General features: G+C 45.6%; 20 protein-coding genes and 2 pseudogenes. 9 read left to right on the top strand and 13 right to left on the bottom strand.

Going from position 1 to position 24,255, the window contains the following annotated elements; genetic code table 11:
• Positions 1 to 214 precede the first annotated feature (214 nt).
• On the bottom strand, positions 215 to 484 hold the full coding sequence (locus tag PPRES148_RS00085; RefSeq protein WP_149452664.1) for a hypothetical protein: 270 nt from the start codon (positions 482 to 484) through the stop codon (positions 215 to 217).
• Positions 485 to 594: 110 nt separating this feature from the next.
• Complete coding sequence (locus PPRES148_RS12675) at positions 595 to 729, bottom strand: hypothetical protein (protein WP_281289878.1); 135 nt, start codon at positions 727 to 729, stop codon at positions 595 to 597.
• A 989-nt stretch (positions 730 to 1,718) separates the two neighbouring features.
• Between PPRES148_RS12675 and PPRES148_RS00090 the strand changes: the two genes are divergently transcribed.
• The 3 genes from PPRES148_RS00090 (at position 1,719) to PPRES148_RS00100 (ending at position 4,224) form a co-directional block, all read left to right on the top strand.
• Positions 1,719 to 2,030 carry an alpha-helical endospore appendage domain-containing protein gene (locus tag PPRES148_RS00090; RefSeq protein WP_149452665.1) on the top strand — a complete coding sequence of 104 codons (312 nt, stop codon included), beginning with the start codon at positions 1,719 to 1,721 and terminating at the stop codon, positions 2,028 to 2,030.
• The gene (locus PPRES148_RS00095; protein WP_149452666.1) at positions 2,020 to 2,898 is read left to right on the top strand and encodes a hypothetical protein; all 879 of its coding nucleotides are present in this window, start codon (positions 2,020 to 2,022) and stop codon (positions 2,896 to 2,898) included. The genes PPRES148_RS00090 and PPRES148_RS00095 overlap by 11 nt, the downstream gene beginning before the upstream one ends.
• Positions 2,899 to 3,003: 105 nt before the next feature.
• A complete protein-coding gene (locus tag PPRES148_RS00100) occupies positions 3,004 to 4,224 on the top strand; it encodes a glycosyltransferase family 2 protein (protein WP_246142862.1) in 1,221 nt (406 codons plus the stop codon).
• Positions 4,225 to 4,702: 478 nt separating this feature from the next.
• Here the strand turns inward: PPRES148_RS00100 and PPRES148_RS00105 are convergent, their stop codons facing one another.
• Positions 4,703 to 5,215, bottom strand: a complete 513-nt coding sequence (locus PPRES148_RS00105) for a PaaI family thioesterase (RefSeq protein ID WP_149452667.1) — start codon at positions 5,213 to 5,215, stop codon at positions 4,703 to 4,705.
• 95 nt (positions 5,216 to 5,310) lie between these two features.
• Here PPRES148_RS00105 and trmB point away from each other — a divergent pair, with 95 nt between their 5' ends.
• Both trmB and rpsD read left to right on the top strand, forming a co-directional pair.
• Positions 5,311 to 5,973 carry a tRNA (guanosine(46)-N7)-methyltransferase TrmB gene (gene trmB / locus PPRES148_RS00110; RefSeq protein WP_187820247.1) on the top strand — a complete coding sequence of 221 codons (663 nt, stop codon included), beginning with the start codon at positions 5,311 to 5,313 and terminating at the stop codon, positions 5,971 to 5,973.
• 152 nt (positions 5,974 to 6,125) lie between these two features.
• Entirely contained in the window at positions 6,126 to 6,728 is a 603-nt protein-coding gene (gene rpsD, locus PPRES148_RS00115; protein ID WP_149452669.1) for a 30S ribosomal protein S4, read from the top strand.
• Positions 6,729 to 7,022: 294 nt separating this feature from the next.
• Here the strand turns inward: rpsD and tyrS are convergent, their stop codons facing one another.
• Positions 7,023 to 8,258: a tyrosine--tRNA ligase gene (gene tyrS, locus PPRES148_RS00120; protein ID WP_149452670.1), complete on the bottom strand. Its 1,236-nt coding sequence runs from the start codon at positions 8,256 to 8,258 to the stop codon at positions 7,023 to 7,025.
• Between the two features lie 926 nt (positions 8,259 to 9,184).
• Here tyrS and PPRES148_RS00125 point away from each other — a divergent pair.
• Entirely contained in the window at positions 9,185 to 11,599 is a 2,415-nt protein-coding gene (locus PPRES148_RS00125; RefSeq protein WP_149452671.1) for a transglycosylase domain-containing protein, read from the top strand.
• A gap of 555 nt (positions 11,600 to 12,154) precedes the next feature.
• Positions 12,155 to 13,402 (top strand): penicillin-binding transpeptidase domain-containing protein, encoded by a 1,248-nt coding sequence (locus PPRES148_RS00130; protein ID WP_149452672.1) that lies wholly within the window; start codon positions 12,155 to 12,157, stop codon positions 13,400 to 13,402.
• An 815-nt stretch (positions 13,403 to 14,217) separates the two neighbouring features.
• On the opposite strand, the gene PPRES148_RS00135 is transcribed toward PPRES148_RS00130, so the two are convergent.
• From PPRES148_RS00135 to PPRES148_RS00155, 4 genes and pseudogenes are all read right to left on the bottom strand, one after another.
• On the bottom strand, positions 14,218 to 14,907 hold the full coding sequence (locus tag PPRES148_RS00135) for a sortase domain-containing protein (protein WP_187820248.1): 690 nt from the start codon (positions 14,905 to 14,907) through the stop codon (positions 14,218 to 14,220).
• Positions 14,908 to 15,409: 502 nt separating this feature from the next.
• A complete protein-coding gene (locus tag PPRES148_RS00140) occupies positions 15,410 to 15,781 on the bottom strand; it encodes a hypothetical protein (protein ID WP_149452674.1) in 372 nt (123 codons plus the stop codon).
• A 341-nt stretch (positions 15,782 to 16,122) separates the two neighbouring features.
• Positions 16,123 to 17,380 (bottom strand): annotated as a pseudogene (locus PPRES148_RS13150) (IS256 family transposase).
• Positions 17,381 to 17,775: 395 nt separating this feature from the next.
• Positions 17,776 to 18,063: a hypothetical protein gene (locus PPRES148_RS00155; RefSeq protein ID WP_149452677.1), complete on the bottom strand. Its 288-nt coding sequence runs from the start codon at positions 18,061 to 18,063 to the stop codon at positions 17,776 to 17,778.
• A gap of 28 nt (positions 18,064 to 18,091) precedes the next feature.
• Here PPRES148_RS00155 and PPRES148_RS00160 point away from each other — a divergent pair, with 28 nt between their 5' ends.
• Entirely contained in the window at positions 18,092 to 18,403 is a 312-nt protein-coding gene (locus PPRES148_RS00160) for a hypothetical protein (RefSeq protein WP_149452678.1), read from the top strand.
• Between the two features lie 681 nt (positions 18,404 to 19,084).
• Here PPRES148_RS00160 and PPRES148_RS00165 read toward each other — a convergent pair.
• From PPRES148_RS00165 to PPRES148_RS00185, 5 genes and pseudogenes are all read right to left on the bottom strand, one after another.
• Positions 19,085 to 19,375 (bottom strand): annotated as a pseudogene (locus tag PPRES148_RS00165) (transposase); the annotation flags it as partial.
• A 276-nt stretch (positions 19,376 to 19,651) separates the two neighbouring features.
• The gene (locus PPRES148_RS00170; RefSeq protein WP_149452680.1) at positions 19,652 to 20,191 is read right to left on the bottom strand and encodes a spore maturation protein; all 540 of its coding nucleotides are present in this window, start codon (positions 20,189 to 20,191) and stop codon (positions 19,652 to 19,654) included.
• Between the two features lie 18 nt (positions 20,192 to 20,209).
• Positions 20,210 to 20,827 (bottom strand): nucleoside recognition domain-containing protein, encoded by a 618-nt coding sequence (locus PPRES148_RS00175; RefSeq protein WP_149452681.1) that lies wholly within the window; start codon positions 20,825 to 20,827, stop codon positions 20,210 to 20,212.
• Between the two features lie 334 nt (positions 20,828 to 21,161).
• Positions 21,162 to 22,082: a D-alanyl-D-alanine carboxypeptidase family protein gene (locus PPRES148_RS00180; RefSeq protein WP_149452682.1), complete on the bottom strand. Its 921-nt coding sequence runs from the start codon at positions 22,080 to 22,082 to the stop codon at positions 21,162 to 21,164.
• Between the two features lie 262 nt (positions 22,083 to 22,344).
• Complete coding sequence (locus PPRES148_RS00185) at positions 22,345 to 23,526, bottom strand: hypothetical protein (RefSeq protein WP_149452683.1); 1,182 nt, start codon at positions 23,524 to 23,526, stop codon at positions 22,345 to 22,347.
• 240 nt (positions 23,527 to 23,766) lie between these two features.
• On the opposite strand from PPRES148_RS00185, the gene PPRES148_RS00190 reads away from it, so the two are divergent.
• A complete protein-coding gene (locus PPRES148_RS00190; protein WP_281289964.1) occupies positions 23,767 to 24,156 on the top strand; it encodes a DDE-type integrase/transposase/recombinase in 390 nt (129 codons plus the stop codon).
• Positions 24,157 to 24,255: the final 99 nt, after the last annotated feature.

Below are 24,255 nucleotides of genomic sequence, written 5' to 3' on the forward strand. Positions count from 1 at the left end.
AGGTACGGAGCAAGATCCATCCTCATTTTTTGTATAGTACCCCCACATTGATAATTCATAACCCGTTTGTTCCCTTATGAGTCTTGTAACGATCCCTTTCCCCTTGCACCCCAATTCGTCAACCGGTACCATAATCTACCCGCTTTTATTCATAATTATACTTAAATTTATAATATATTTTTATTTTCCCCTTTCATGATCACCAATCTTCGTACTATCCACTATGTCCAATTTTGTCTATATCATCATAGGTATCCATGGACTTACCCCCGCTGATTTCATGCCCTACACCCATTGGGTCCCGCAGTCCTCCGGGGGCAATCCGAACAAGGAATTGCCTACCGGAATGGTAAGCAAAATGCATTCCTAATCCATAAGCAACATCCCCAGGATAACCCCTTTCGGTATTACCATAAAGGAAAAAAAACATCCAAGGGGAAAAAAGGGAAGGGCAAAGCTTTCCCTTGAATATCTCGGAGAACACCCCTAAGATCCGCTAAAGGGAGCAAACCCTTTGGAAACAAGTAGACCTCATATCCCATGGTGATCGTTTCCAAGAGAACAAGCCAGCCAACACGCCCCCCCTGTCCTCCCTTACCCATCTCTCAATCGTACGAACAAGTTACCATCGCACTGTTCAGACACCTGGTCCCTATGTTTTCCCTTCTTGGCTTGTTCCACCGCCCTTTGTTTGAACCCAAACGGGAATTCTTTTCGAACCGTTTTCATGTTTACCCCCCACGGGAAACCTACTCCCACGATACCGATCGGGATCCATCATACTGGAAGGCCTATTCTAGTTCCCTATACCTGGAACGGAATGGAGAAAAATCCGCGGGCGAGGATAAGGGAACTAAAATTATCTATTTCGGGGATTACACCATATTGGAGATGCAACCGAAACCCCTTAATTATATCGAAAATAAATAAAATGAGTATATGTGTGCACGGTGCCCCCCTATTGTATCGTGGTAATCGACGTACCTCTATGTATAAGAGTACATATTCGATGAAGAACAGGCCAAGGGAGACCTACCCCAATCCACATTGGAAGGAAAATAATACAACAAATACCAATGGCTTTTTCAGAGGAGGATAGGGACAAAAAGACAATTGCTATCCAATAACCTTACTATATTTATTAAATTTTATTATATATCCTAAAATGACATGTGGTTGGGACGATGACTATAGACACCACCATTGTATACACCAACACCATAAATTGATTTTTTATCACCGCACTGGCACCATAGACATAATTCACGAGTATGATTCATGAAAACGATTCCCAAAAGAAATCAAAAAATAAACCCTGTACAAAAAATAGAAATGAGAAGAATAGTGAATGCCCACGGGAAGGAAAATAAAGGTTAGACCCTACCCACTTCTTTTTTCCCAATGCTGAACATAAGAATTGAACCGATTTCATTTAGTCTCCGAGTGATCCAAACCATGACACAAACGATCCCACCCCTATGATAATCACACCCACACCCTAACCGGAACAAGGAAAAACCTACCCACCCACATGATTTCCTGAAAGACAAAGAACGGAGAAAAAAAACGACACATCATTTTTCTCTTTCCCACCCCCGAACCCCAAGGGTAAATAGCAAAGATCCACTAAAAACCCACAGACTAAGAGGATGTGTGCATAAGCAGACAAAATATTGTATACGATGGGGAGCAAAGGAAGAGCGAAAGGGGATCGTCTCATGAGCATGCCGCAAATTCCGGAGGGGAAGTTTCGTCCTTCCTTTACGGAGGTCATCGTCGATCTACTGGAATCCATAGCACTAGAAGAAATTGCTATTTCCCACCTGATTAACGCCGAAGCCGAGAAGATCCAAGCTTTCGTTGGCAGGAATCTCGACTTCCCAACATCCCCCTGTAACGAAGAAATCAATCGCTTCAATCAGGAGGTACACAAGCTCATTGATGTAATTGTAATGAAGGAATGGTTACTATTGAGGAAATTAGAAAACGTCATCCAAATCAGACCTTGTGAAGAGCGCCATGGAGAGTGAATCGATACTACAGGAAAATACTGAGCAGTCAAGGGATTGGACTACCTTGCACATGCAGGCTGTCCAAAAACTAGAATCCTCCATGATCCATTTGTGTAAGGCGCGTTTGTCCATGTTGGGGGCACTACAACAACGTTTCATACCCTACGGGGGAACAAAATACGATCCCTTTCTCCCCACACTAAAGGGCTTACAACATTGCCTACTGCGTAGATACACACTACAAACCCAACATAGCGGGGAAATATCCCCCTCCACCAAAGTGCAGACGCAAACCCCTATCGAACGTCCCGATACGATTTGTAGGGAGTTCATTGAACAACACCCTAGAATGGATCAAAATATTAAAGAAAATTTGGAATTTAATAACTACATTCACCAACTCGGAACCTATACGAAGGAAAAGGAAACCATCCTCCAATTACCCAAAACAGAGAAAGAAAAAATCCCAAATCAACCACCTGCAACCCCTTCCTTTACAGAGTCCTCCCCCTGGTCTCCTCCTCCCCCTTCCCCATCATCTCCACCCCCAGAGACGGATGAAGATTCCTCCTACAACTGGTTACCGTCAGGAGACCCTTTCTTGACACAACGTTCCGTCCCCTTTCCACCCCCACCCATTTCCTCTGCAAGGGATCATACCCCCACCCCCCGACAGGAGGAATCAGAAAAATTACCCTCCACGGGATTCTATACGGACAGTGACCGGGAACCCATAGGGAACCAAACGACAGAAGCACCCACTCCCCCACCCTGGATCGCGCCCTCGTTACAGGGGAACAGGAGCCCTGGCAAACGTACCCACACCAGCTCCTCACCCCACCACTTCAGTGCATCCTCCCATTCCCCACCTCATTGGCAAGGATGAGACACGAACCGACCTACGAAATAGAGGGTTTCACACTGTCCCCCCCAGTTTATCCCCGGAAGGTGATCGTTTCCGTAATGGTAGATGAAGGGAAAGGTAATTTGAATGGACAAAAAAACGATTTCCCTCTGCATGATTGTAAAGAATGAAGCGGACTTCATTGGAAACTGCCTAGATGGGATAAGAGACACGATGGATGAAATCATAATTGTTGATACAGGATCTACCGACGGTACACAGAAAATATGCGAGGCCAAGGGTGCCAAGGTATTTCCCTATCAGTGGAAACAAGATTTCTCAGCCGCTCGAAATTATGGACTCGAAAAGGCCAGCAGCGAATGGATCCTGTGGCTTGATGCCGATGAGGAAGTGGAACAAGGGGATCTCCCCCATTTACGAAAATTTCTCCACTGTGGGCAAGAAAAGCACGTTTTTTCGATCAAGCTGATCAATTTCCATGGTGAATCTCCCCCCCATCCAGACCGTTCCTTCCTCATTGCGCACCATAGGATTTTCCGGAATCACAGGGGGTTCCGTTTCCTCGGTCCCATCCATGAACAACTCAATATTCGGGATGTACTACCCGAATTCCCTGAGGTACCTATGCTCCCCATCCGTGTGTATCACTACGGATATATGGAATCAGTTACGGGAAAGAAGGAAAAATTTAAAAGGAATTTACAAATGCTTGAAAAGGCCCTTGAGGGGGGGGATCCCAACCCATGGATCCCCTATCATATTGCCAGTGAATACTACAGGGTTGCTGAATATAGGAAGTCATTTGAATACGTAAACCAGTCCATCATTCGATTCATAAAAAAAGGAGAAACTCCCCCCTCCCTGCTCTACAAACTGAAATATGCTGTTCTCCTACTCCTGGGGAGCATAGACGGCGCCTATCCCGGCATTGAAAGAGCCATTGCCCTGTATCCTAACTACGTAGACCTCCATTTTTACAAAGGAATCATACTGTTTGCTAAAGAAAAATACGAACAAGCACTCGATGTTTTCCACCACTGTCTCACGTTGGGGGAAGAAAATCTAGAGCACCTTATCCTATGTGGTCTGGGCAGCTTCCAGGCATGGTACTACATTGGTGAATGCGAAAGAAAACACAATCGCCTCACTTCCTCTCTGTATGCATTCGCCCAGTCCTTGTGCCAATCGCCGACCTACGAACCCAGTTGGAAAGCACTCTATCAACTAGCCAAGAACCACGCCATGGAGGCACACGATCCCCTAACCAACAACACCGTGGATTGGAAAACTGCAGCAGGAAGGCAACATATCCTAGAGAAAATAGAGAATTATGCATTGAGTAAATGATATGAACAGTTTCCCACTCTCCTCTCTTCACATATATTGACATAAAAATGCTATCCCTCCATAACTCAACGGGAGAGCAAATTCCCAATTCCCCTGGTTCCCCGAAACACCAACGTTTCACCCATAGAGAATCCAGGAAATTCATCGATTCTAGAAAAGCCGGTTTCCATTGAAAACAGAAAGCCGTTACAGGGGAATACGATTTCACGATAACTTAGGTTTCATAGTAACTCCCCACAGACCCCAGGGAGGGAACCCATCCCCCCATACTATTTATTATAAAATAATAAATTATTTTATAATAATACATATTTTTACCATTATATTACAAAGTTTTCTATAATCTATAAATTTTGTAATGAACATAATAAATATTTTTGTATATCATAAAAAATAAATCCATAATTTTCAATGGAAACGTCATCCGACTCCCGAACCATCTCGACCTTGAATGCGGAAGCCGAGCTACATCTGTAGCTCAGCTTTTTCCACTAGGGGAGGACCTCTGGAAAAATGTAGCTGATGCATATGCTACCAAAACCTGATCCTCATTGTTCATTTCGCCCTGAAATACAGATACACTCCGTCCCTGCTGTAAACAACTCACATGTATATCCAACGTTTCACCTATACCAATAGGAACCAGGTAGCGAATATGTAGATCCGTTGTCACGGCCATCTTTCCTTCCTGAGAACGATCCCGTGCTACCCGCCCCATCGCCGTATCGAACGCGGTGGCCACAGCCCCCCCATGCATCATCCGATAGCAATTGCATAGACATTCCTTCATCTCCATCCGATAATGATAGAGATTCCGTTCCATGCCTACCAATCGAAAATCCAACATCTCCTCAAAATAGGTAAAGGAACCCCCCCGCGCCCGTCGCAATGCAGCAATGGTTTGTTGCACAATCATCCGTTCCGATGCATCCAAATCCGCCCATTGTTGCATCAGATCCTCGTTTGTGATACCAGTATAGGATATCTCCATCAGCCCCCTTCTTCATTTCCCACGCACCCACACGAAACAAAAAAAACACCCTAATTTTAGATCGGGAAAAACCAAAAGAGAACGGGGGGCCTATATTGCGACCGCGTCGTATAGGTATACCATCATCCCAAAATCTATCCCACTGCCCCTTTGTCTACGCGGCCCATACAGCACCACGTGGCCTCTGGAGATACATACACGGTGTCCCCTCGCAAACACCTCTTCATGTGGAACTTTGCACAGGAAAAGGCAATTTTCTCCTTTATGCTTCACAACGACATCCCGACTGGATATGGGTGGGTGTTGAAATAGCCCCGTCCCCTCTATGGAAAGCCGTTCGCAAGAAAATAAGCAACAACTGCTACTTTCTTTGGATGGACATCAGATACCTACCCACCGCCTTCGCGCCGGGCGAAGTTACAAGATTTTATCTCCACTTCTGCGATCCCTGGCCCAAACAACGCCATGCCCAACGACGCATCACAAACCCCCCCTTTTTACGGAGATACCAACAATGCCTGTCCACTGAAGGAGACCTTGTCTTTAAAACAGACCACGCCGGTCTCTTCTCCTATAGCCTACAGAATTTACAAGCCCTTGGTTGGGAAATTCACGCCGCGAGCGTGGACCTCCACAGGAGTCCCCATGCGGCTACCAACATTATGACAGAATATGAAGAGCGGTATGTCCATCAAAACCTACCCATTTTTTATGTAAGGACCAAACCGAATCCTAGAGAACCCGGGGGACCACATTGACACCCCTTCCATACACCGCTAGAATGAGGGGGGTTGCCTTTTACATCTTCTGAGAGTGCGAGGTCGGGGTGGTGTCCTGCAGGATCACCCCGGGAAACCAGGTATACCCAGGGAAAAATGGAAATGAATATGGAGGGGGGTCACTTTGTATCATGGCACGTTACACGGGTCCACGTTGGAAGATCAGTCGTCGGTTGGGAATCTCTCTCTCCGGTACAGGTAAGGAACTGAAGAAGAGATCCTATGGTCCTGGCCAGCACGGACCCAGCAACCAACGTCGAAAGGTAAGCGACTACAGCCTGCAGTTGCAGGAAAAACAAAAATTGCGCTGGATGTACGGATTAGGGGAAAAACAATTCCACAACCTCTTCAAAACGGCGGGCAAAAAACCAGGAATCCAGGGGCATAACTTCTTCATCCTCCTCGAGACGAGGTTGGACAATCTTGTTTATCGCCTCGGATTGGCCAGCTCACGCCCCCACGCTCGCCAGTTGGTAGTGCACGGGCACATCACAGTGGATGGTCGTAAGATGGATCGGCCCTCCTACAATGTAAAGCCCGGACAAACCATCAGCCTGCGTGAAAAAAGCCTCCAATTGGCGGCTGTCAAACAGGCTATTGAGGTAAGCCCAGCAATACCTCAGTACCTCAGTTTCGATGCCAACAAGCGTATCGGTACACTGGAACGATTACCAGAACGCGGTGAGTTGCCGGGTGAAATCAACGAAGCACTGGTGGTGGAGTTCTACGCATAGGGCCCTGCCCCCTGTCCAATTAGGAAGTATTATGGGAAACAAATGCACGACTTCGGTAAAGGAAAAGCCTGCCCTCCCCAGGGGGCAGGCTTTTCGGTTGCAATCTTTTCATACAGGGAAAAAAGGACTGGCATAGACCAATAAAAACAACAAATAGGGAGGAAAAAGGGGGAATAGAGGGAGATGAGAAAAATTCTTGATCACACAGAAAAAGCCAACCCTGCCCAAGAACCATCCTCATCGACAGCAAGAACTCTACGGCAGCCTACCCTAACAGACCCAACCTGTTTCATTCTAGGAGCGGGTTCCCTTGATTCGCATGAAACGACGCTTACCCACCTGAAGAGTTAGATCATTGGACAGATCCAACACCTGTTGCTCATCACTACAACATTCCCCCTGAATCCGCACAGCCCCCTGCCGTACCAAACGGCGTGCCTCCGTTCGACTCCCCGCCAAACCCGCCTGGACCATGGCAGAAATAATCGTCCACTCACCAGGGGCCAGGAAAACCTCAGGTAGATCCTTCGGTACCTGTCTCCGCTGAACGGTTCTCTGAAAATGTTCCGCTGCTACCTCAGCTGCCGCCTCGCCGTGGTAACGACCCACCACATAACGAGCAAGTCTATGTTTGACCCTCATAGGATTTTGAGACCCGTCCTCCAGCTCCCTTTGCAACTTCCCTACCTCCTGTAGGGTGTAATCGGTTACCAATTTATAGTAATCGAGCATGACTCCATCAGATAGGGACATTATTTTACCATACACATTATTCGGATCCTCTGTAATACCCACATGATTCCCCAGACTCTTACTCATCTTTTTCTTCCCGTCCAAACCCACCAAAAGAGGCAATGTCATGGCAACCTGTTCCCTTTTCCCATAAAACTTTTGTAACTGACGTCCTATCAACAAATTGAACGTCTGGTCTGTCCCCCCCAACTCTACATCGCTCTCCAGAACCACTGAATCATAACCCTGTAGGAGGGGATAGAGGAACTCATGCAAACCAATGGGTTTTTGCCCACGATAACGCTGCGCAAAGTCTTCCCTCTCCAACATACGAGCCACTGTCATCTGCGCCGTCAATTGCAGAATATCCTCCAAATCCAACTTCCCTAACCACTGGCTATTGTAAACTACCTCTGTTCTTGCAGGATCAAGAATCTGAAACACCTGATCCGCATAGGTCTGGGCATAAACCAAAATCTCCTCCGGTTCCAGAGCTTTACGAACCGAGGACCGACCTGTGGGATCACCCAATCGAGCCGTCCAATCGCCTATGACCAACTGCACCTGATGACCATAGCGCTGAAAATCACGCAATTTTTGCAAAATAACGGTGTGCCCTAGATGCAAATCGGCGGCTGTGGGATCCAAACCTACTTTAACCCGCAGAGGCTTACCCTGCCGTAAGGAATACTCCAACTTAGCAGCCAATGCATTCTCAGGTACTATAGTCACGACACCCCAGCACAATGCCTTCAATTGCTCCTGTACCTCGGCCGTCCATTCCATATCCTCCCCCATACAACCATCATCCCCCTATAGGTCCATATCCCATCGCAATACAGACCACAGTATAACAAAAATACCCTTCCGTATGCACAATTATGGAAAACAGAAACGGTCCAGACCCTACGGAAAAGAGGAAAATAGCAGAAACAAAAATTCAGGATGAAACCCAACCCGAATGCGGATTCACCATTTTGCTACGGAATTCCCCTGAACTACCTCCCCAAGTCATGGTAGTATAGTACCATCGTCGCCGCCTATCAGCATCAAAGATGGGAGTACCCTCCCTCATGATATGCATGTCCAATCCAATAGCTCATAACCCCAAGGGATCCATTGCATCCATCCCGTTCATGCAGGGTTTTTTCGGAATTGGCTCCCCACCGGGTCCAGATTCCTATCCATTTTGAGTTCATTACGATCCAAACCGAATGAGTTACCCTATAATGGACACCCATCATTCCCACGTGTAAGCCCTCCTTGGGACCGACCTGTCCCATCCAGGTTTATTCATAAATATTTCGCCAGGAAAGAATAAAACTGCCTTCCCCTCCTCGATAGGGCCCACTAAAGCAAAAGCCCTCGGACAAGAGGATCACCGAAAGCTCTCCACATTTATAAAAAATAAAAATATACATACTAAACAAAATGGAATGATGTGACTACAGGGAGACAAAAAATTGTGCGGCACTTGCGTGGCACTATTAGGGTATAGGGTTGAGACCTTCCTGGATAGGGTGTACAATGTTCAATAGGATTAAAGAATTCCGATATTGGCGAGAAAATCCGCCATAATACTGCATTTTAAATTTCAAAATTAAGAAATACTCCACATTCCGGGAAACATGATGAAAAAAAATTGATTTGAAATAAAACCTCACCTTTCTCCATCAGCCCAATCCTCCCCAATAATCTTATCCCACACAAAGGAGACGAAACGGTTGAGCTCACTACCTGCAAGGCCAAGGGAAATCACCTCCGAACCGCCAACGATATCACCCAGAAAAAAAAATCGTTTCCTACGGGTTCTTTTTTATTTCTTCATTTCCCTATTCGTGATCGGGTCCAGTATCACGGGTATATTCATCGGCATGATCATAGCCTCTATCAAGGATGAGGAAATACTGGATCGTGAAGAACTCCTACAGAATTTAACAAATCGACCACAAACCAGTTTCGTATACTCGGACCATGACCCAAAGAAACCTCTAGGGACCATGACCAGTCCCCAAGTCCGGACTTCCTTAACAAGGAACCAAATCCCGTACATGGCGGTAATGGCGCTCATCGCAAAGGAAGACAGCGGATTCTTCACGCATTGGGGCGCCAGTCCTAAAGCCATCCTGCGGGCTTGTTTCGAATACATCATGGCCGGATTCGAAAAGAGGTCAGGGGGAAGTACCCTCACGCAACAGCTCGTCAAATTTGCCATTCGGGATAAAAACTACTCATACGAAAAGCGTGACGTAAAAACCAAAATTATAGAAATCATGACATCTTTCAAACTGGAGAGGGAATTCACAAAGGACGAAATTCTAACGGCCTATTTTAACAATGTACCAATGGGTAGTAACCGCAACAGAAAGCAGATACGTGGATTCGCCGAGGCAGCCAACAACTTCTTCGGGAAGAGCGATCTGAACGATCTAAATCTTGCCCAAACCGCTTATCTTGTTGCTATGGTCCAATCCCCTAACCGGTATAGTCCCCTTCATTGTTCGGGAAAAAACACGAATGTCTGTTTGGAGGAAGGCAAAAAGAAGCAAAAAATTGTTCTCGACAGACTGCTGAAGCACCGCAACATCACCGAACAACAATATCAAGAAGCCCTGGATTTTGACCTTGCCTCCTCCATTCTCACCCAATCACCCTACCCCGCCCAAACCGAACCGCTATTGATGCAGGCGATTCAAAATGAAGCGGGGAGAATCCTCATGAAAACGGGGAAATACCACTGCAACACAGGGAAGGAATGCGAAAAGAAAGCGGCCGAGGGCGGTTTCAAGATTTACACGTCCGTCCACCCCGAAACGCAAAGGGTGACGGAGGAAATTGCCAAACAAATGCCCTTCAATAGAAAGAAATACAAAGATAAAACCTACAGGGAACTCCTTTCTGCTACCATCCTGGACAACAGAACGGGACAAATCGTCGCGGCCATCAATGGACACGATCATGAAAACATCCAGTACAACTACGCCTTCCAACGCCGTCAAAACGGATCTGTGAACAAGATCATCGCCGCATACGCACCTGCGATTCAGGAGGGGAAAATCAGCGAACACCAAACGGTAAACGATACCATCATTTATAAGAATGACGGAACCCCTTACCGGAATTATGATGGTCGCTATCTCGGTCCCATGTCCTTGGCAGCGGCTGTTGCCCAATCACGGAACACAATCCCCATTCAGTTGGCTCGTTCCATAGGCATAGGGATCATGAAGAAATACCTAGGTAGGCTAGGCATACCCCCAGACGATAGGGAGGGGGAGGCCGTTGCGCTTGGGGGCTACTACACAGGTGTCACCACCGCACAAACCGCCGCTGCCTATGCCACGGCAGTTGGCCCCAAAGGATGCTATCAGGAGCCCCATCTCATTCGGCTCATAATGGATGGAAAAAACAACATCGTCTTCAACAATCAGGAGTCCAACCGCACCTGCGAACCTGTCTTCAATGAAAAGACACGAGGAATTATGGTCCGCCTAATGCGTGGTGTAATTACGTCAGGAACGGCAAGAACAATCGGACAGAGGTTCCCCCAAGATTATCTCTTTGGTAAAACTGGAACGAGTAACGATGACCAGAACCACTATCTCGTCATCTGCACTAAAGACTATACCATTGCCATTTGGATGGGCTACGAGATGAATGCTCTATCATCAAAAGGTTCACTAAAAACCAAAGATTACTTCAACAAAATCTACCCTGAAATAAAGAGAACTCTAAACATCGATGCTACCGCCCCCGATTTTGCACTCCAGGGGTCCCCCCCTCCCCCCCACTCCGCTCCCGTGGTATCAACCGGGGACCCTTCCATCGAGAACCCCTCCTCCATGCCCCCCCCTCCCATCCGGCGTGAGTTTCCCCCTACACAAAATATCTCCCCCAGGGAAATCACGATCCCCCCCTACAAAGGGAAAACAAGAGGAATGACAAGACCACCCCATGGGCCCTCTTCATCCGATGATGGGGGTCCAGGAATCAACGGGATGGGAGATGAGTTTGTAGATGCAGTAGGGAATCCCCCTTCCAACCGTATGAATAGGACGGGATCGCCCGGGGGGCGAATCCGAGAAAATGGTATTCCCCCCCACAGGCACGAGATAGGTGGAGAACCAACAATCCCATAAATAAACAAAATACACCCTATGGGCTTTTCTTTCCCTGGGGTGTATTTCTCCTTTTTTACTAGTATATACCGTCACAAACGCGTATATTGGGACCCTTATATACCCTTATCTCATTCTCCCCCCCCTTTGCGTGTTTACTACCTACCGATCCTATCTTGATGGAAAACAATCTCACATTTACCCTTATGTAAAAAAATTGAAAGTATCAACGAATCGGGCCATCCAAACCGTTGGGCCTCTAGTCCCATACGATAAAAACCGGGGAGATTCCATGGGCTTGAACGTGACTGGCTAGCCAGGGTGGAACGACGGAGAATAACGGAAAATCATCAGAAATGGCTCGTGTGAGGATCATTGTATAGTGAACTCATTTTTGAATAACCTGTTTAGTATCTCTTACCATGCTTCAATATTCTTAAATATTGTGTTATTATGATTATGTTATTATGAATGCGCTATTATGAACGATTATAAAGTAATGCAACCAATTCAGGAAAAATAACTATAAAGTCGTATACCTCCCCCTATTCCCCCCAAAGGAGAAACAAAATAATCATGATTCCTAACAAACAAAAATCGAGGTTTCGATTTCTAACAACGATCGGGATCCTTATCTGCACAACCATAGGGGGAACGATACCCGACAACGGGAAAGCGCTATGGGCCAAAGCGGTACAACAGCAAACACAATTACCATACGGGGAGACAGGTTCATACTCATACGACCCCTTGATAGAACAATCCATTCAAAATGAAATAGGAAAAATAGTCCTAGAAAAAAGGAAATATCCTTGCAATACAGTAGAAAACTGTAGCAAACTAGCGAAAAACTATAAATTTGATATCCAAACATCGATTCACACCGGGGCACAAAAAATAGCAGAAAAAATTGCGCAACAAATCCGTTACGAGGGGGGAGAGGGATTAGGAGCTACCCTCTTGGACAACAAAACGGGACAAATCCTCGCACTAGTCAACGGAAACAATGAAAGTTGGAAACACAATTTCGCACTCCAAATCCGACAAAATGGATCCGTCAACAAAGCAATCGCCGTATACGCACCCGCCATTGAGGAGGGAATACTCGACGAGGACGACACTGTCTACGACACCATCGCCTACAAACCCGATGGAACCCCCTACAAAAACGATGAGGGCTATCGCTATCTTGGTCCTATACCCCTGTGGTCGGCCATTGCCCAATCAAGAAACTTGCCCGCTATCAACCTGGTACGCCAGTTGGGAGTAGCGAAAATGAAGAAATACCTGGGCTGGATGGGAATAACCGAGGACCCTAAGGAGGGCGAATCCCTTGCAATTGGGGGATACAACAGGGGTGTAACCACTGCACAAACCGCAGCAGCCTACGCTACTGTTATCGGTCCCACAGGATGCTATCACCCCCCACGCCTCGTCCAACGCATTGTAAATGAGAAAAACGAGGTCATTTTTGACAATCAAAAACCCGCCTGCAAAAGGCCCGTTTTCAGTGAGGGTACGAGAGGATCCATGGTTCGCTTACTGCATAACGTAATCAAATCAGGTACGGCAAAAAAAATAGGACAAAAATTCCCAGGGGATTACCTCTTCGGCAAAACAGGGACAAGCAGCGGTCACCGGGATCATTACCTTGTTGTCTCTTCAAAGGACTACACCCTCGCGATCTGGGTGGGTTACTATGGGAATCAATACTCTCCATCTGAGAAAAGTTCCTCAAAAACCAAAGACTATTTCATAAAACTATACCCAAAATTAAAGAAAATTCTCAACATCGACGCCACAATCCCCGATTTTTCTACCTGAAATACGGGAGATTCTGTACAAAGATGGTATTTCATCTCTGGTTGGGTTTGGATAGGTTTTCCCAATGCGGTATCGTTTGATCTATGGGATACCCTACAAAAAAGAATATTAGAGTGTTACAAGTACAGGTTATCATTTTAAAATAAATGATAACCTGTACTCGCATGGCAAGGACAAATGCATAGAATAATATTCATAAAGGATTTAGATCGGGAACAATAGGAATGGACCCTACCCGGTCGCAGTTATATTTGAATAGTAGGACTTTTAAAATAAATTAAAGTACATATTTAATAAAGACTTACATATAGCATGAATTTATTAATATATATAGAACGTTATGGATACATAGAAGCAAAAATGGAAAGTAGGGTAAGGGGATGCTGCCGATACTTTCATTTAGTAGTAGATAACTATATACCCTAATTAGGAATCCGGATAGGCCCCCGCGGATTCGGGGGCCTTGCTAAGGACTCTTAACCCGACACCCATATCCACCTTGGCCTGTTTTTCACCGAATATGCATCCTCATACGGTGAGATTAGATTCATAGATAGAGCATTCCCCACTAGAAATTGCACGGACCCGGAATCTGAATAGACCCCTACGGATCTGGGGACCCTCCATAGGGACTTTCAACTCGACATCCATTAGAAGCTAAGATAAATCTATAAGAGCCACATAATACGAGAGTATTCCATGTGGTTCTGTTAGGGGGTTGGCTGAGATGCCATCTCTACTCGATGAATGCACACATACACCCATTCGGATGTTATTGTCTTGGAGATGTGTGAAATCCTCCCCGAAAACCCTGTTCAGGAACTCACATCCACAATGGGACGCCGCCAATTTGTACCCTTTTCTTCTCGGACCAAATCAAAATCAAAAAACCTGCGTTCAGGGGAACCTCCGATAAAGACATAAGGATAACAAGTTGTAATTCTCAAAAAGGAGTGCTTGTTCCTAATAGGATGTAGTAAAGCTTCTTTTTCTGGTAGGGTACGAATCTTTCGAACTTGAAAAACGCGTTTGGTTTCCCCATCATTTGTTACGGCGTAGTCTCCTACCCTTAGATCCTTACGTCTTAAAAATGTAAAGCTTGTATCTCGATGTGCAGAGATGACGGCTAGGCCAGGTTCCCCGGGGAATACAAGCTGCGACGATCTTCTGATTAGGGTGGGGCCCCTTTCCAGACATAGGTTTTCCATTTCGATATGTTCAGCGAGCCTTACATCAAAAACCCTATCACTCCTGTTGGGAAACGTCAGCTCCATTACCTTTGGACATACCTCTGAACTTTTAACTATCTTTTTTACTGACTTCCCTGGGGCAATGGTTGGTTGGGGGGAGGTATTCCTTGCGTTTTCCATTGAATTGGAGGCATAGAGGGGATCATCAGTTCCTGAACCCTTAACCTGTACCCACATTTGGTAGCTGAAATACCCACATACGCCCAACGATCCTAAGACAATGAGCCAGAGCAACCATGTTATGGAACGGATCATGTCAGTTGCTCCCCCCTGAGTATACATGTGGGTTGATTGTCACATATAAGTTTTTGCCACAAAAGCTAGTGGTTTCTTCGGTTGTATCCCAGATTTTGTGTAAGGTCCTGGGGGACCTCTTTCCCCTCTCAGTGTTGTCTGTGAACCTGTCCCTATCCTAGGAGACCCCGTGGAGACTCTGTAAAAAGGCGGAATCCCTTATCCCTGCCTTCAAAATCAGACTTTGGGTGGCAAAGCGACGAATGGAGAAGGAGTATTCGCAAAATAAAACCCTGGATACTAAAATAACGTATCAAAAGTTTGTTTACCAGAGACATTAGGGAAAAATAAGGAAGAAGTCCCACCTGATGGTTGAGAAAAAAAGTGGTCCGTATATATCCTAAGGAAAATATAGGGAAGGTCTGAAAAAGTATGCGTGAAAGAGGGAGGAAAATCCCCCCTAAAAACCCCATTCAGGGATTTATAACCCGTAAGAGTCCATCCTTACTTGATATAGTTCTAATCAACACCAATCAAACAATTTGCGCCCTACATACTGGACAAATGAACCCGAGGCATTTGCAATATCATCCAGAACATCTCGTCTGGAACGGGAGGAAGGCGGAAGGCAGGAGGATCGTTCGGAACGCTGGTGAACTTCTTCCTCAACCCCAACAGCAGCAGTAGTAGGAAGGGATAGGTCTCCTACAGACGGGATACTTCCTTCCATGGCCATGCTATTTTGAGTTGAAAAAATCTCACCCAATTCCTCCGCTGACACCGGTCCGAGGGAGTTAGCAAGAACAACACCTGACAGCATCACACATGCAACGGATTTTACTAGTCCTGGTGCTACCGCAAAAAGGAACGATACGACAAGTACCGCCCAGAACACTGTTTTCCAAAATTTGGTTCCCTCCCCGACCTATAATAAAATTTAATAAATAGGGTCGGTAGCATCCGGACGGGTGTGTGCATTTTTCGGAGGGTATTTTTAGTCCCACTTTTTTGCCTCCTTGGGTGACCTTTTCTTGTATTTTTTTAAGCATAATTTTCTTATTAATTTGTATAGATAGAAAATTCGTTCCTGTCTTCCAACCTCCTCTCGTCCATTCTTATTATGAATCCTATAGGGATTGGGAAAAAAGGCGATTCTTACTTTACCAAATTTTCGATCTAAATCGCAAAAAACACATGATTCCATACCATTTTTGCTTTCTTCCCAATCCCTATGGTTCATGCTATCCTCTGGTCCGTTGTTTCCTGCCGTTTTTGGTGATCACGAAGACAGAAGAGGGTGGATATCCGATAAGCAGCCCTGTCATCAGGATAGCAGCGAGCTTTGTTCGTAATGCGTTTTAAATTCCCGTTTAAATTCTCCAGGATATTGGTACTCCGATTCGACTTCTGATGGGTAAGGTCGTGTCCGAGGTGGATGGTGATATCTCGCAGGCCCTTTCGCAATACTTTTACCGTTTTCGGGGCCACGTCTTTATAATCCTCGCATATCCTCATGCCAACTGCATAGGCCGTTTCACAATCCGGGGATTCCAGAACCTCTTTGCGCATCCTATCAAAGAGTATCTCTGGGGGAAAAGAGTCCTCCTCAGCGGCATCCCGCAGGTTTCTAAAGAAATGGGCAATACATCGTTGCCAATCCGATGCGAGGTAATGGACACGAACAGCCATTTTGAGGCCAGGGTGAGCATCGGTAACGATCAAAGGAACCGATGATAAACCCCGCGAGCGGAGATTTTTGAAAACCTGGTTCCAGGTGTCCAACGTTTCAGGTGGACCGTATCCAACGTAAAGAATTTCCCATACACCGGTCCCACCCACGTCCCATTACTATGTAAATGGCTATTTTTTTCCCTTTGCCCCCCCGGATCCTGAGATAAGTAGCATCGGCCTGAAGAGCGGAATACTGGTTCTGTAGGGAACGGAGATTCCACGCGTCTAGGTGGCTATCATACTGGGAAATAAGACGTTGGGAGAGGGTGGAACGGGGAATCCTCTTGCCGAAGATCCACTTTGTTTGCCCCGCGATGACCTCCAGGGACATACCGCTGATTCGAAGGGAAACGATCTTTTCCAGCAAGTAGGGATCATAACGGAAATAGGGATCGGCTAGAACGGACTGGAACTTGACGTCTCGTAATCGTGGAATGAAAAAGGTAATGGGACCCCTATGGGTATCTAAAACATGTTTTCTATATCCATTTCTGATGATTGTACAGCGTCCTCCGTTGTCTCTTTGATACTTTTTTCGCCCCAGATATTGATCTCTTTCATAGTTGGCCAACCATGTCCAAGCTTTTCCAATGGTGGAATTTTCCCAGTTTTTATCATGCAGAATAGAATGCCCGACAGTTTGAACGGCTTTCTCGTATGATAATCCTGATTTTTGCAAATATTGTACCCGCTCTAGGAGATCGTTCTCCATTTTTTTATCACAAATAGGGGCCGGTAAGGCGGTATAAGTAGTGTGGTTCATCAATCTATATCCCCTTTTACGGAACAGTATAACAGAAAGATAAACAAAAAGAAAATGGAAATTAATTACCATTTTTAACGAATTAGGATGGGTCAAGTACTATAGTGACATAGGTAAAAAAGGGGGGGAAGAGCTAGAAAACCAAAATATACGTTTTATATTTTAATATAGTAAATTTATTTTATATAGTAGTCCATGGGGAAAGCACCTCAAATGGGGGGAAATCCTCCCCCAAAAACCCTGTTCAGAAATTCACACCCCCAACGGGATGCTGCCCGGAGACCCTGTCTGGAGAATTCATTTGCAATTTGGTATTATTTTAATTAAATGTATACAATTTTTAAATATATTAATCAATATATTATGTTATGATATTATCATAGTATTTATGAATATTAATTATTACGAAAACAGGAGGAAATGGACCTAGTGAAGATTATATGGACCAAAGAAGCTTTATCGGTATGTTTCATGAGTTCTCTGCTCCTCTCCCTTATATCATTGAACCATTCGAATGCTATGGAAAGGGCATTGGCCCCATTAGCTACTCCAGAATCGTCTCTAGAATCGTCTCCAGCATCGTCCCCATCAGCTACTTCAGCATCGTCCCAATTCTTTACCCCGGCATCCTTTCCACCAACTACTCCAGCATCGTCCCAATTCTTTACCCCGGCATCCTCCAATAACCCCTCCAAGAATAGTAAGAGTATATTGGGTAATCTTAAGAAAAAAATTTGCAATGGACTTTGGTCAAAGAAGAATGATAGCCCACAAGAATACTGTGAACGAAGAATGCAAGAAAAGTATTCTACAGATGAAGACATGCAAAAAAAATTTAAGGAGGCTTTTGCTTCGGAAGATGGCAAACATGAATATAATAAATTCCGGAAAACACAAAAACCGATGCCTCGTAGGATAATAGAAGCAATTCCCAATACGGCCAAAAGTTCCGCAGGAGCAATTTTAGGCGGCACCTTGGGCGGCACCTTGGGCGGCGTCGCAAGATCCTTTATGAGCAAATAGCAGCTAAAAGCATTTCGCACACAACCCTCAAGTAATCATCCTTTTTCATATCGCCCCTGAACGAGTTGTTACCTGAAGTCGCCCGGTCCAACTTACAATCATCCCCTTATTCCATATGGTGCGTTGGCTGGTTCAAACTGAGCCCTTCAGTCCCTTCGCCCCACTCTCATTACAAGGGTTTCTCCCCTACTATGGGTTGATACGACTCTGTTCACGGAAGCCTTGGTATACCCTTGGCCCTTTCACCTGGCTAAAGGGGGGTTGCTGTTCGCACCCCTCCCATTTACGTCTATGAGTAGTACGATCCAAAAATATGTTTATTGATATCGCGATACCGTGCAATGATATTTATATAAATAAACATATACATGTCGAGTAGACCCGGCATTTCAGCCGAGTCGGCAGTATCCGGACGGGTGTGTGCATTTTTCGGAGGGGATTTTTAGTCCCACTTTTTCTCCTTGGGTGCCCTTTTCCTGTATTTTTTTAAGCATAATTGTCTTATTGATTTGTATAGATAGAAAATTCGTTCCTGTCTTCCAATCTCCTCTCGTCCATTCTTATTATGAATCCTATAGGGATTGGGAAAAAAGGCGATTCTTACTTTACCAAATTTCAATCTAAATCGCAAAAAAACACATGATTCCATACTATTTCTGCTTTCTTCCCAATCCCTGTGATTCATGCTATCCTCTGGTCCGTTGTTTCCTGCCGTTTTTGGTGATCACGGAGACAGAAGAGGGTGGATATCCGATAAGCAGCCCTGTCATCAGGATAGCAGCGAGCTTTGTTCGTAATGCGTTTTAAATTCCCGTTTAAATTATCCAGGATGTTGGTACTCCGATTCGACTTCTGATGGGTAAGGTCGTGTCCGAGGTGGATGGTGATATCTCGCAGGCCCTTTCGCAATACTTTTACCGTTTTCGGGGCCACTTCTTTATAATCCTCGCAGATCCTCATGCCAACTGCGTAGGTCACATAGGTAAAAAAGGGAGGGAAGAGCTAGAAAACCAAAATATACGTTCTATATTTTAATATAGTAAATTTATTTTACATAGTAGTCTATGGGGAAAGCACCTCAAATGGGGGGAAATCCTCCCCCAAAAACCCTGTTCAGAAATTCACACCCCCAACGGGATACTGCCGAGAGGACCTCCAACCAATCCTACAAAAACGGGTTCTCATACCCCCCCCTTACCATGTCCCAGAATCAACGATGATGAACACAATCCTCCTCACAGTCCGAACTCAACGAAACCACCAATGACATATCGCAACAGCAGCCACCAAACCAACTACATCGGATAGCAAGCCAACCGCAAGCGCATAGCGAATTCTCCGAACACCAATAGCACCAAAGTAGGTGGCAACCACATACAAAGTCGTCTCCGTGCTAACCTGCATAACGGAAGCAAGATTGCCAATGAAGGAATCCGGCCCATGCTCCCGAAAAATACTCCCCACGAAAGCATTTCCCCCTGAACCGCTAAGGGAACGAAGCAGTCCAAGGGGAAATATATCCCTTGGGATATGAAATAATTCCAGCAATGGGGCAAAAAACCTCGTCAACAACGAAAACGCCCCACTCTCCCTAAAAACAAAGATTGCCACCCACATTGCTACCAAATAGGGGAAAAGGGAGAGAACCACAGGAATCGACCCTTTTGCACCCTCCACGAAAGTTGTCACCAAGGAAACACGTCGGAAATACGCCACCGTGGGAATCACTAGCAGCAAGAGAGGTATAAAAAGCTTATTTACATAGGACAGTACTTCATGTAGAGACATCGATCCCCTATCCCCCTGTCACAATTTAGATTTGTCGGAAGGACCAGAAAACGGACGGGGGGTGGTACAACGACGAAAAACCCAGTCCAAAAGTAACGCCGCTACTGTCGATACAACAGTGGCCATCAACGAAGGAACAATGATCGCCGTGGGATCCTTGGAGTGATACTGTGACCTTAGAACCAGCATGGAAATAGGCATCAAGGTAAGCCCCGAAGTAATGAGTGATGAAAACGTACACATAGCCGGGGTAGATGTTGTCTTATCAGGATTCAATTCTTGTAGCTGATGCATTGCCTTAATACCGCTTGGCATAGTCGCATTGGGAAGCCCAAATAGGTTGGCTATTATGCTAGATGAAATATAGCTGTGGGCGGGATGATCAACAGGTACACTGGGAAAAAGACGTCTAGTCACCGGTCGCATCCATCGCTGTAACACCCTCAACATCCCAGCTTCCTCCGCCAAACGCATGAATCCTAACCAGAGAGCCATCCCCCCCAGCAAAACAAGACAAAACTTCGTAGCCCCTTCCGCACCTTCCAAAACAGCCTTACCCACATGTTCCAAACGACCTTCGTAGACACCCGCCAACACACCAACAACTAGCAACAAACCCCAAATGAAATGAATCAAAAGAACCAGGCCTCCAAACTAACACGCTAATGAAAAACACTGTGATCCAACGATAAGCAGAAAGATTCTACAATTCCCTCTAATTTTCATTCCCTATCCTAATAAATTTTCCAATTCGATTCATAATCCAGCGATTTCAAAAGTGCATCTCCAAATAATACATGCTCCCTGTCAATTGTATCAAATTAAACACAAGAAATCAACAACCTATTCTCAATTTTTCCATTCGATACCACGTTATCTAAAGAAAAAAAGCACACCCCCTTCCGGGGTGTGCTTTTACACATAGAGAACCCCGTACAGAAAACAAAAAATGGAAGACCAGCTACCTCCCCTATTGTGAGAAACCATATTCAAACATACGGATTGCGTCGCGCCATCGGTTTCCATCCGTTAAGAGGACAACTATCAACTGCCTGCCATTCCTAGTAACAGAGGAAACCAGCGTACGACCCGCTAACTTGGTATACCCTGTTTTCACACCATCCGCCCCATGATACAAACCCAATAATCGATTCCTATTGTAAAATCTACGGCCATGCGGAGTGTTGGGCCAGGGAACTAGGACCATCCAGGAACGTACAATTTTGCGGAATTTTTCATGATGCAACGCATAGTCTGCAATCCTAGCAAAATCGTAAGCGGACCCATAATGACCAGGTTCACTCAAACCATGCGGATTTTGAAAATGGGTATGGTGAAGTCCGAGATATTGCAACTTCTCGTTCATCAAACGAACAAAACCCCGCACAGATGAACCAACATGTTCCGCGATAGCAACAGCTGAATCATTACCGGAATGCAACAGAAGACTGTATAAGAGACTTCCCAGGGGTATTTTATCTCCCGCGTGCAGATGAGCAGAAGAACCTCCTACACTCGCCGCATAGGGGGATACCACAACGATATCTTCCCAATTTCCGACTTCCAAAGCGATAACGGCTGTCATAATCTTTGTAATACTCGCTATGGACCGCATCTCATAGGGCCGTTTGGCATACAAAATACGCCCAGAAGAACGATCCCACAAAACAGCAGACCGAGCAGTGGGAGCCAAATCAGGTACGGACACCGGAACGTGGATCCCTTCTCCCCGGGCAACCGTACCCCTATACATAGGAACATAGGATTTCCCGTCTACTGCAGCCGAACTAATGGGAACCAAACTACCGGACAGAGCAAAATAGGTGAGGACTGCTTTCCCAAAGAAATAATTCCTCTGTACGGTGAATTCCCCCCGTAAAAATAGTAACAACAGGGCAGAGAAAAAACAGTATCAAAAGGGAAATACAACCAAAGAGCTAAAAAATTTCCCTTTGACACGACTAGATTATAACACATGTACTGCAAAAATAACAATATTTTTGATAATAAATACATTTTTAATTTTTATAATATTTATAATTCTATATTAAAAATAATATAGTGAGTTAATAACATATATTCATAAAATTACCCCATAGAACTATAGTTGGGGGCCGGGACAAACCCCGAATGACTTTGTCCCACAATGCAGTTCAGGTCCCAGACATTCCCATCCACATGATAGGGGATCCTCGTAGATTCTTTTCATATTCCTGCCAACGATCGGACCAATAGGAGAGGGGCCCTCCCAATGAGGTAATAGCTGCCTGACGTGTACGGATATTAATTTCCTCCCGCTTCTCTGCTGTACACTGATTCAGAACGGGAAACCTCCGAAGTTGATCCAACCAAGTCCGTATCCTGGCCTCCCCACAATTCCTAACAAGAAAACAGAAAAAACGATAAGCAGACAAATAATATCTCATGGCCTGCTCATTGGGGAGATCCTCTAAATTGAGCCTTTCCAAATCCTTCCAGGGGAACAGTGGAAAGGGGCCCTTCCCCCCCCATAGTGTCTTCACCTCCCCTTGGAATGGAACAGGCCCGTGTCTCTCGTAATACATAGCCGCCCCCTCCTGCAACCAGTAGGCAGCGTTGTCCCCTGTCAATTCGCTCAAACACTGGTGCGTAAGCTCATGCACAATCCCCCGCATCAGTTCCCCGGTGTGACATGATAGAGAATCACAAACCAATTTGATCGATTCCCCTGCCTCATGCCACCCTATGGCCCAAGTAGGCAAGGAAGGTTTTACTGATTGACGAAATAGATTTCCTTGATCATACAATTTCACCTCCACGGCCTTAGGGGACCAGGCATAACGCTTACGAAACATGGCGAGAGTCTGTTTCACACCCTGTAGAGCCGTATAGGCACGTGATTTCAATCCAGGAACGGAAAAAGAAACCTTGATGGGCCCCGCTTGTACGCTGTGAAAAACCATCCCTGCATCACAGAAGGATCGTCGACAGGGGACTACATGAAAGGGATATTGGTTGATAATCGAACGGCCATCTTTACGACGACGATAAAGTTCCTCTATCCAAAAAACATCCCTTGTCCCCCCATGCTCACCATCCAGGGACAGTAACCGTAGTGTAAAAGAATCCGGGAAAATAGAACGCTGTGCATCAACAAACCACCGCAATTGCTCCTGCCTATAGAAAGAATTTTGGGGATCTAGTAGATCTGAAAAAGAACGTGGATCCCCACGGCGAACGGCTACCTCTTTGGCCTCCAAAAGCTTTTGCACCTCATCCCTCGAAACCGCCCTATCCCCATTGTGATTACCAATGCATAAACCCCCTATCGCCATGATCACCCCCGCCAGCAACAATACTCTCCCCCCCCTATCCTTCTCAGTGGTGGACAGAACCTGCCAGTGAGGAGAATCCCACTCCTGTCACCCCATTGATTATTTTATACAAAGAATGCCCTATATAATTTCCAAAACAAGGAATGGAGATCCAGCAAACGAAGTCGAGTAGGGCCAGTATCTCAGGGTGTCGGGGCAAGAATCCCTAGTGAGGCCCCCGAATCCGCAGGGGCCTATCCGCACAGAGCCTACGAACGACACATAACGGCTCCTAACCAGCTCTGGGAGATGGACATCCAGCATGAGCGGCTTCCCAATGGTACTCCGGTTTTCGTTCTGAGCATCCTCGATGTTTTTGATAGGGTTATTGTCTTTTCTGACAGCTATCTATCCTGTAAATCGGGGGACGTAGTGAAGGCAGTTCAAACGGCTCTAGATCAATATGCCGAAGATGGAAAGGATAAGCCCGTACTACGGACAGACAATGGTTCGCAATTCATCAGTCATGAGTTTCATGGATTTATTGAAGCAGAAGGAATCGATCATGAACGAATACCCGTTCAATCACCCATCGCCGGGACCGTGCAATTTCTTGTGGGGAATGCCCTATCTATGAATCTAGTCTCACCTTTTCGTAAAGCAATTGAGTAACATAATAACATTTTTTTATGACACTGTTCCTGTTTTGGTATCCCAGGGGTATTTATCTTATATTTATAAGGTGTTTCCTTTAATCACTAATTTATTGTA

The sequence above is a fragment of the Pasteuria penetrans genome, assembly GCF_900538055.1.
GTDB classification, from domain to species: domain Bacteria; phylum Bacillota; class Bacilli; order Thermoactinomycetales; family Thermoactinomycetaceae; genus Pasteuria; species Pasteuria penetrans.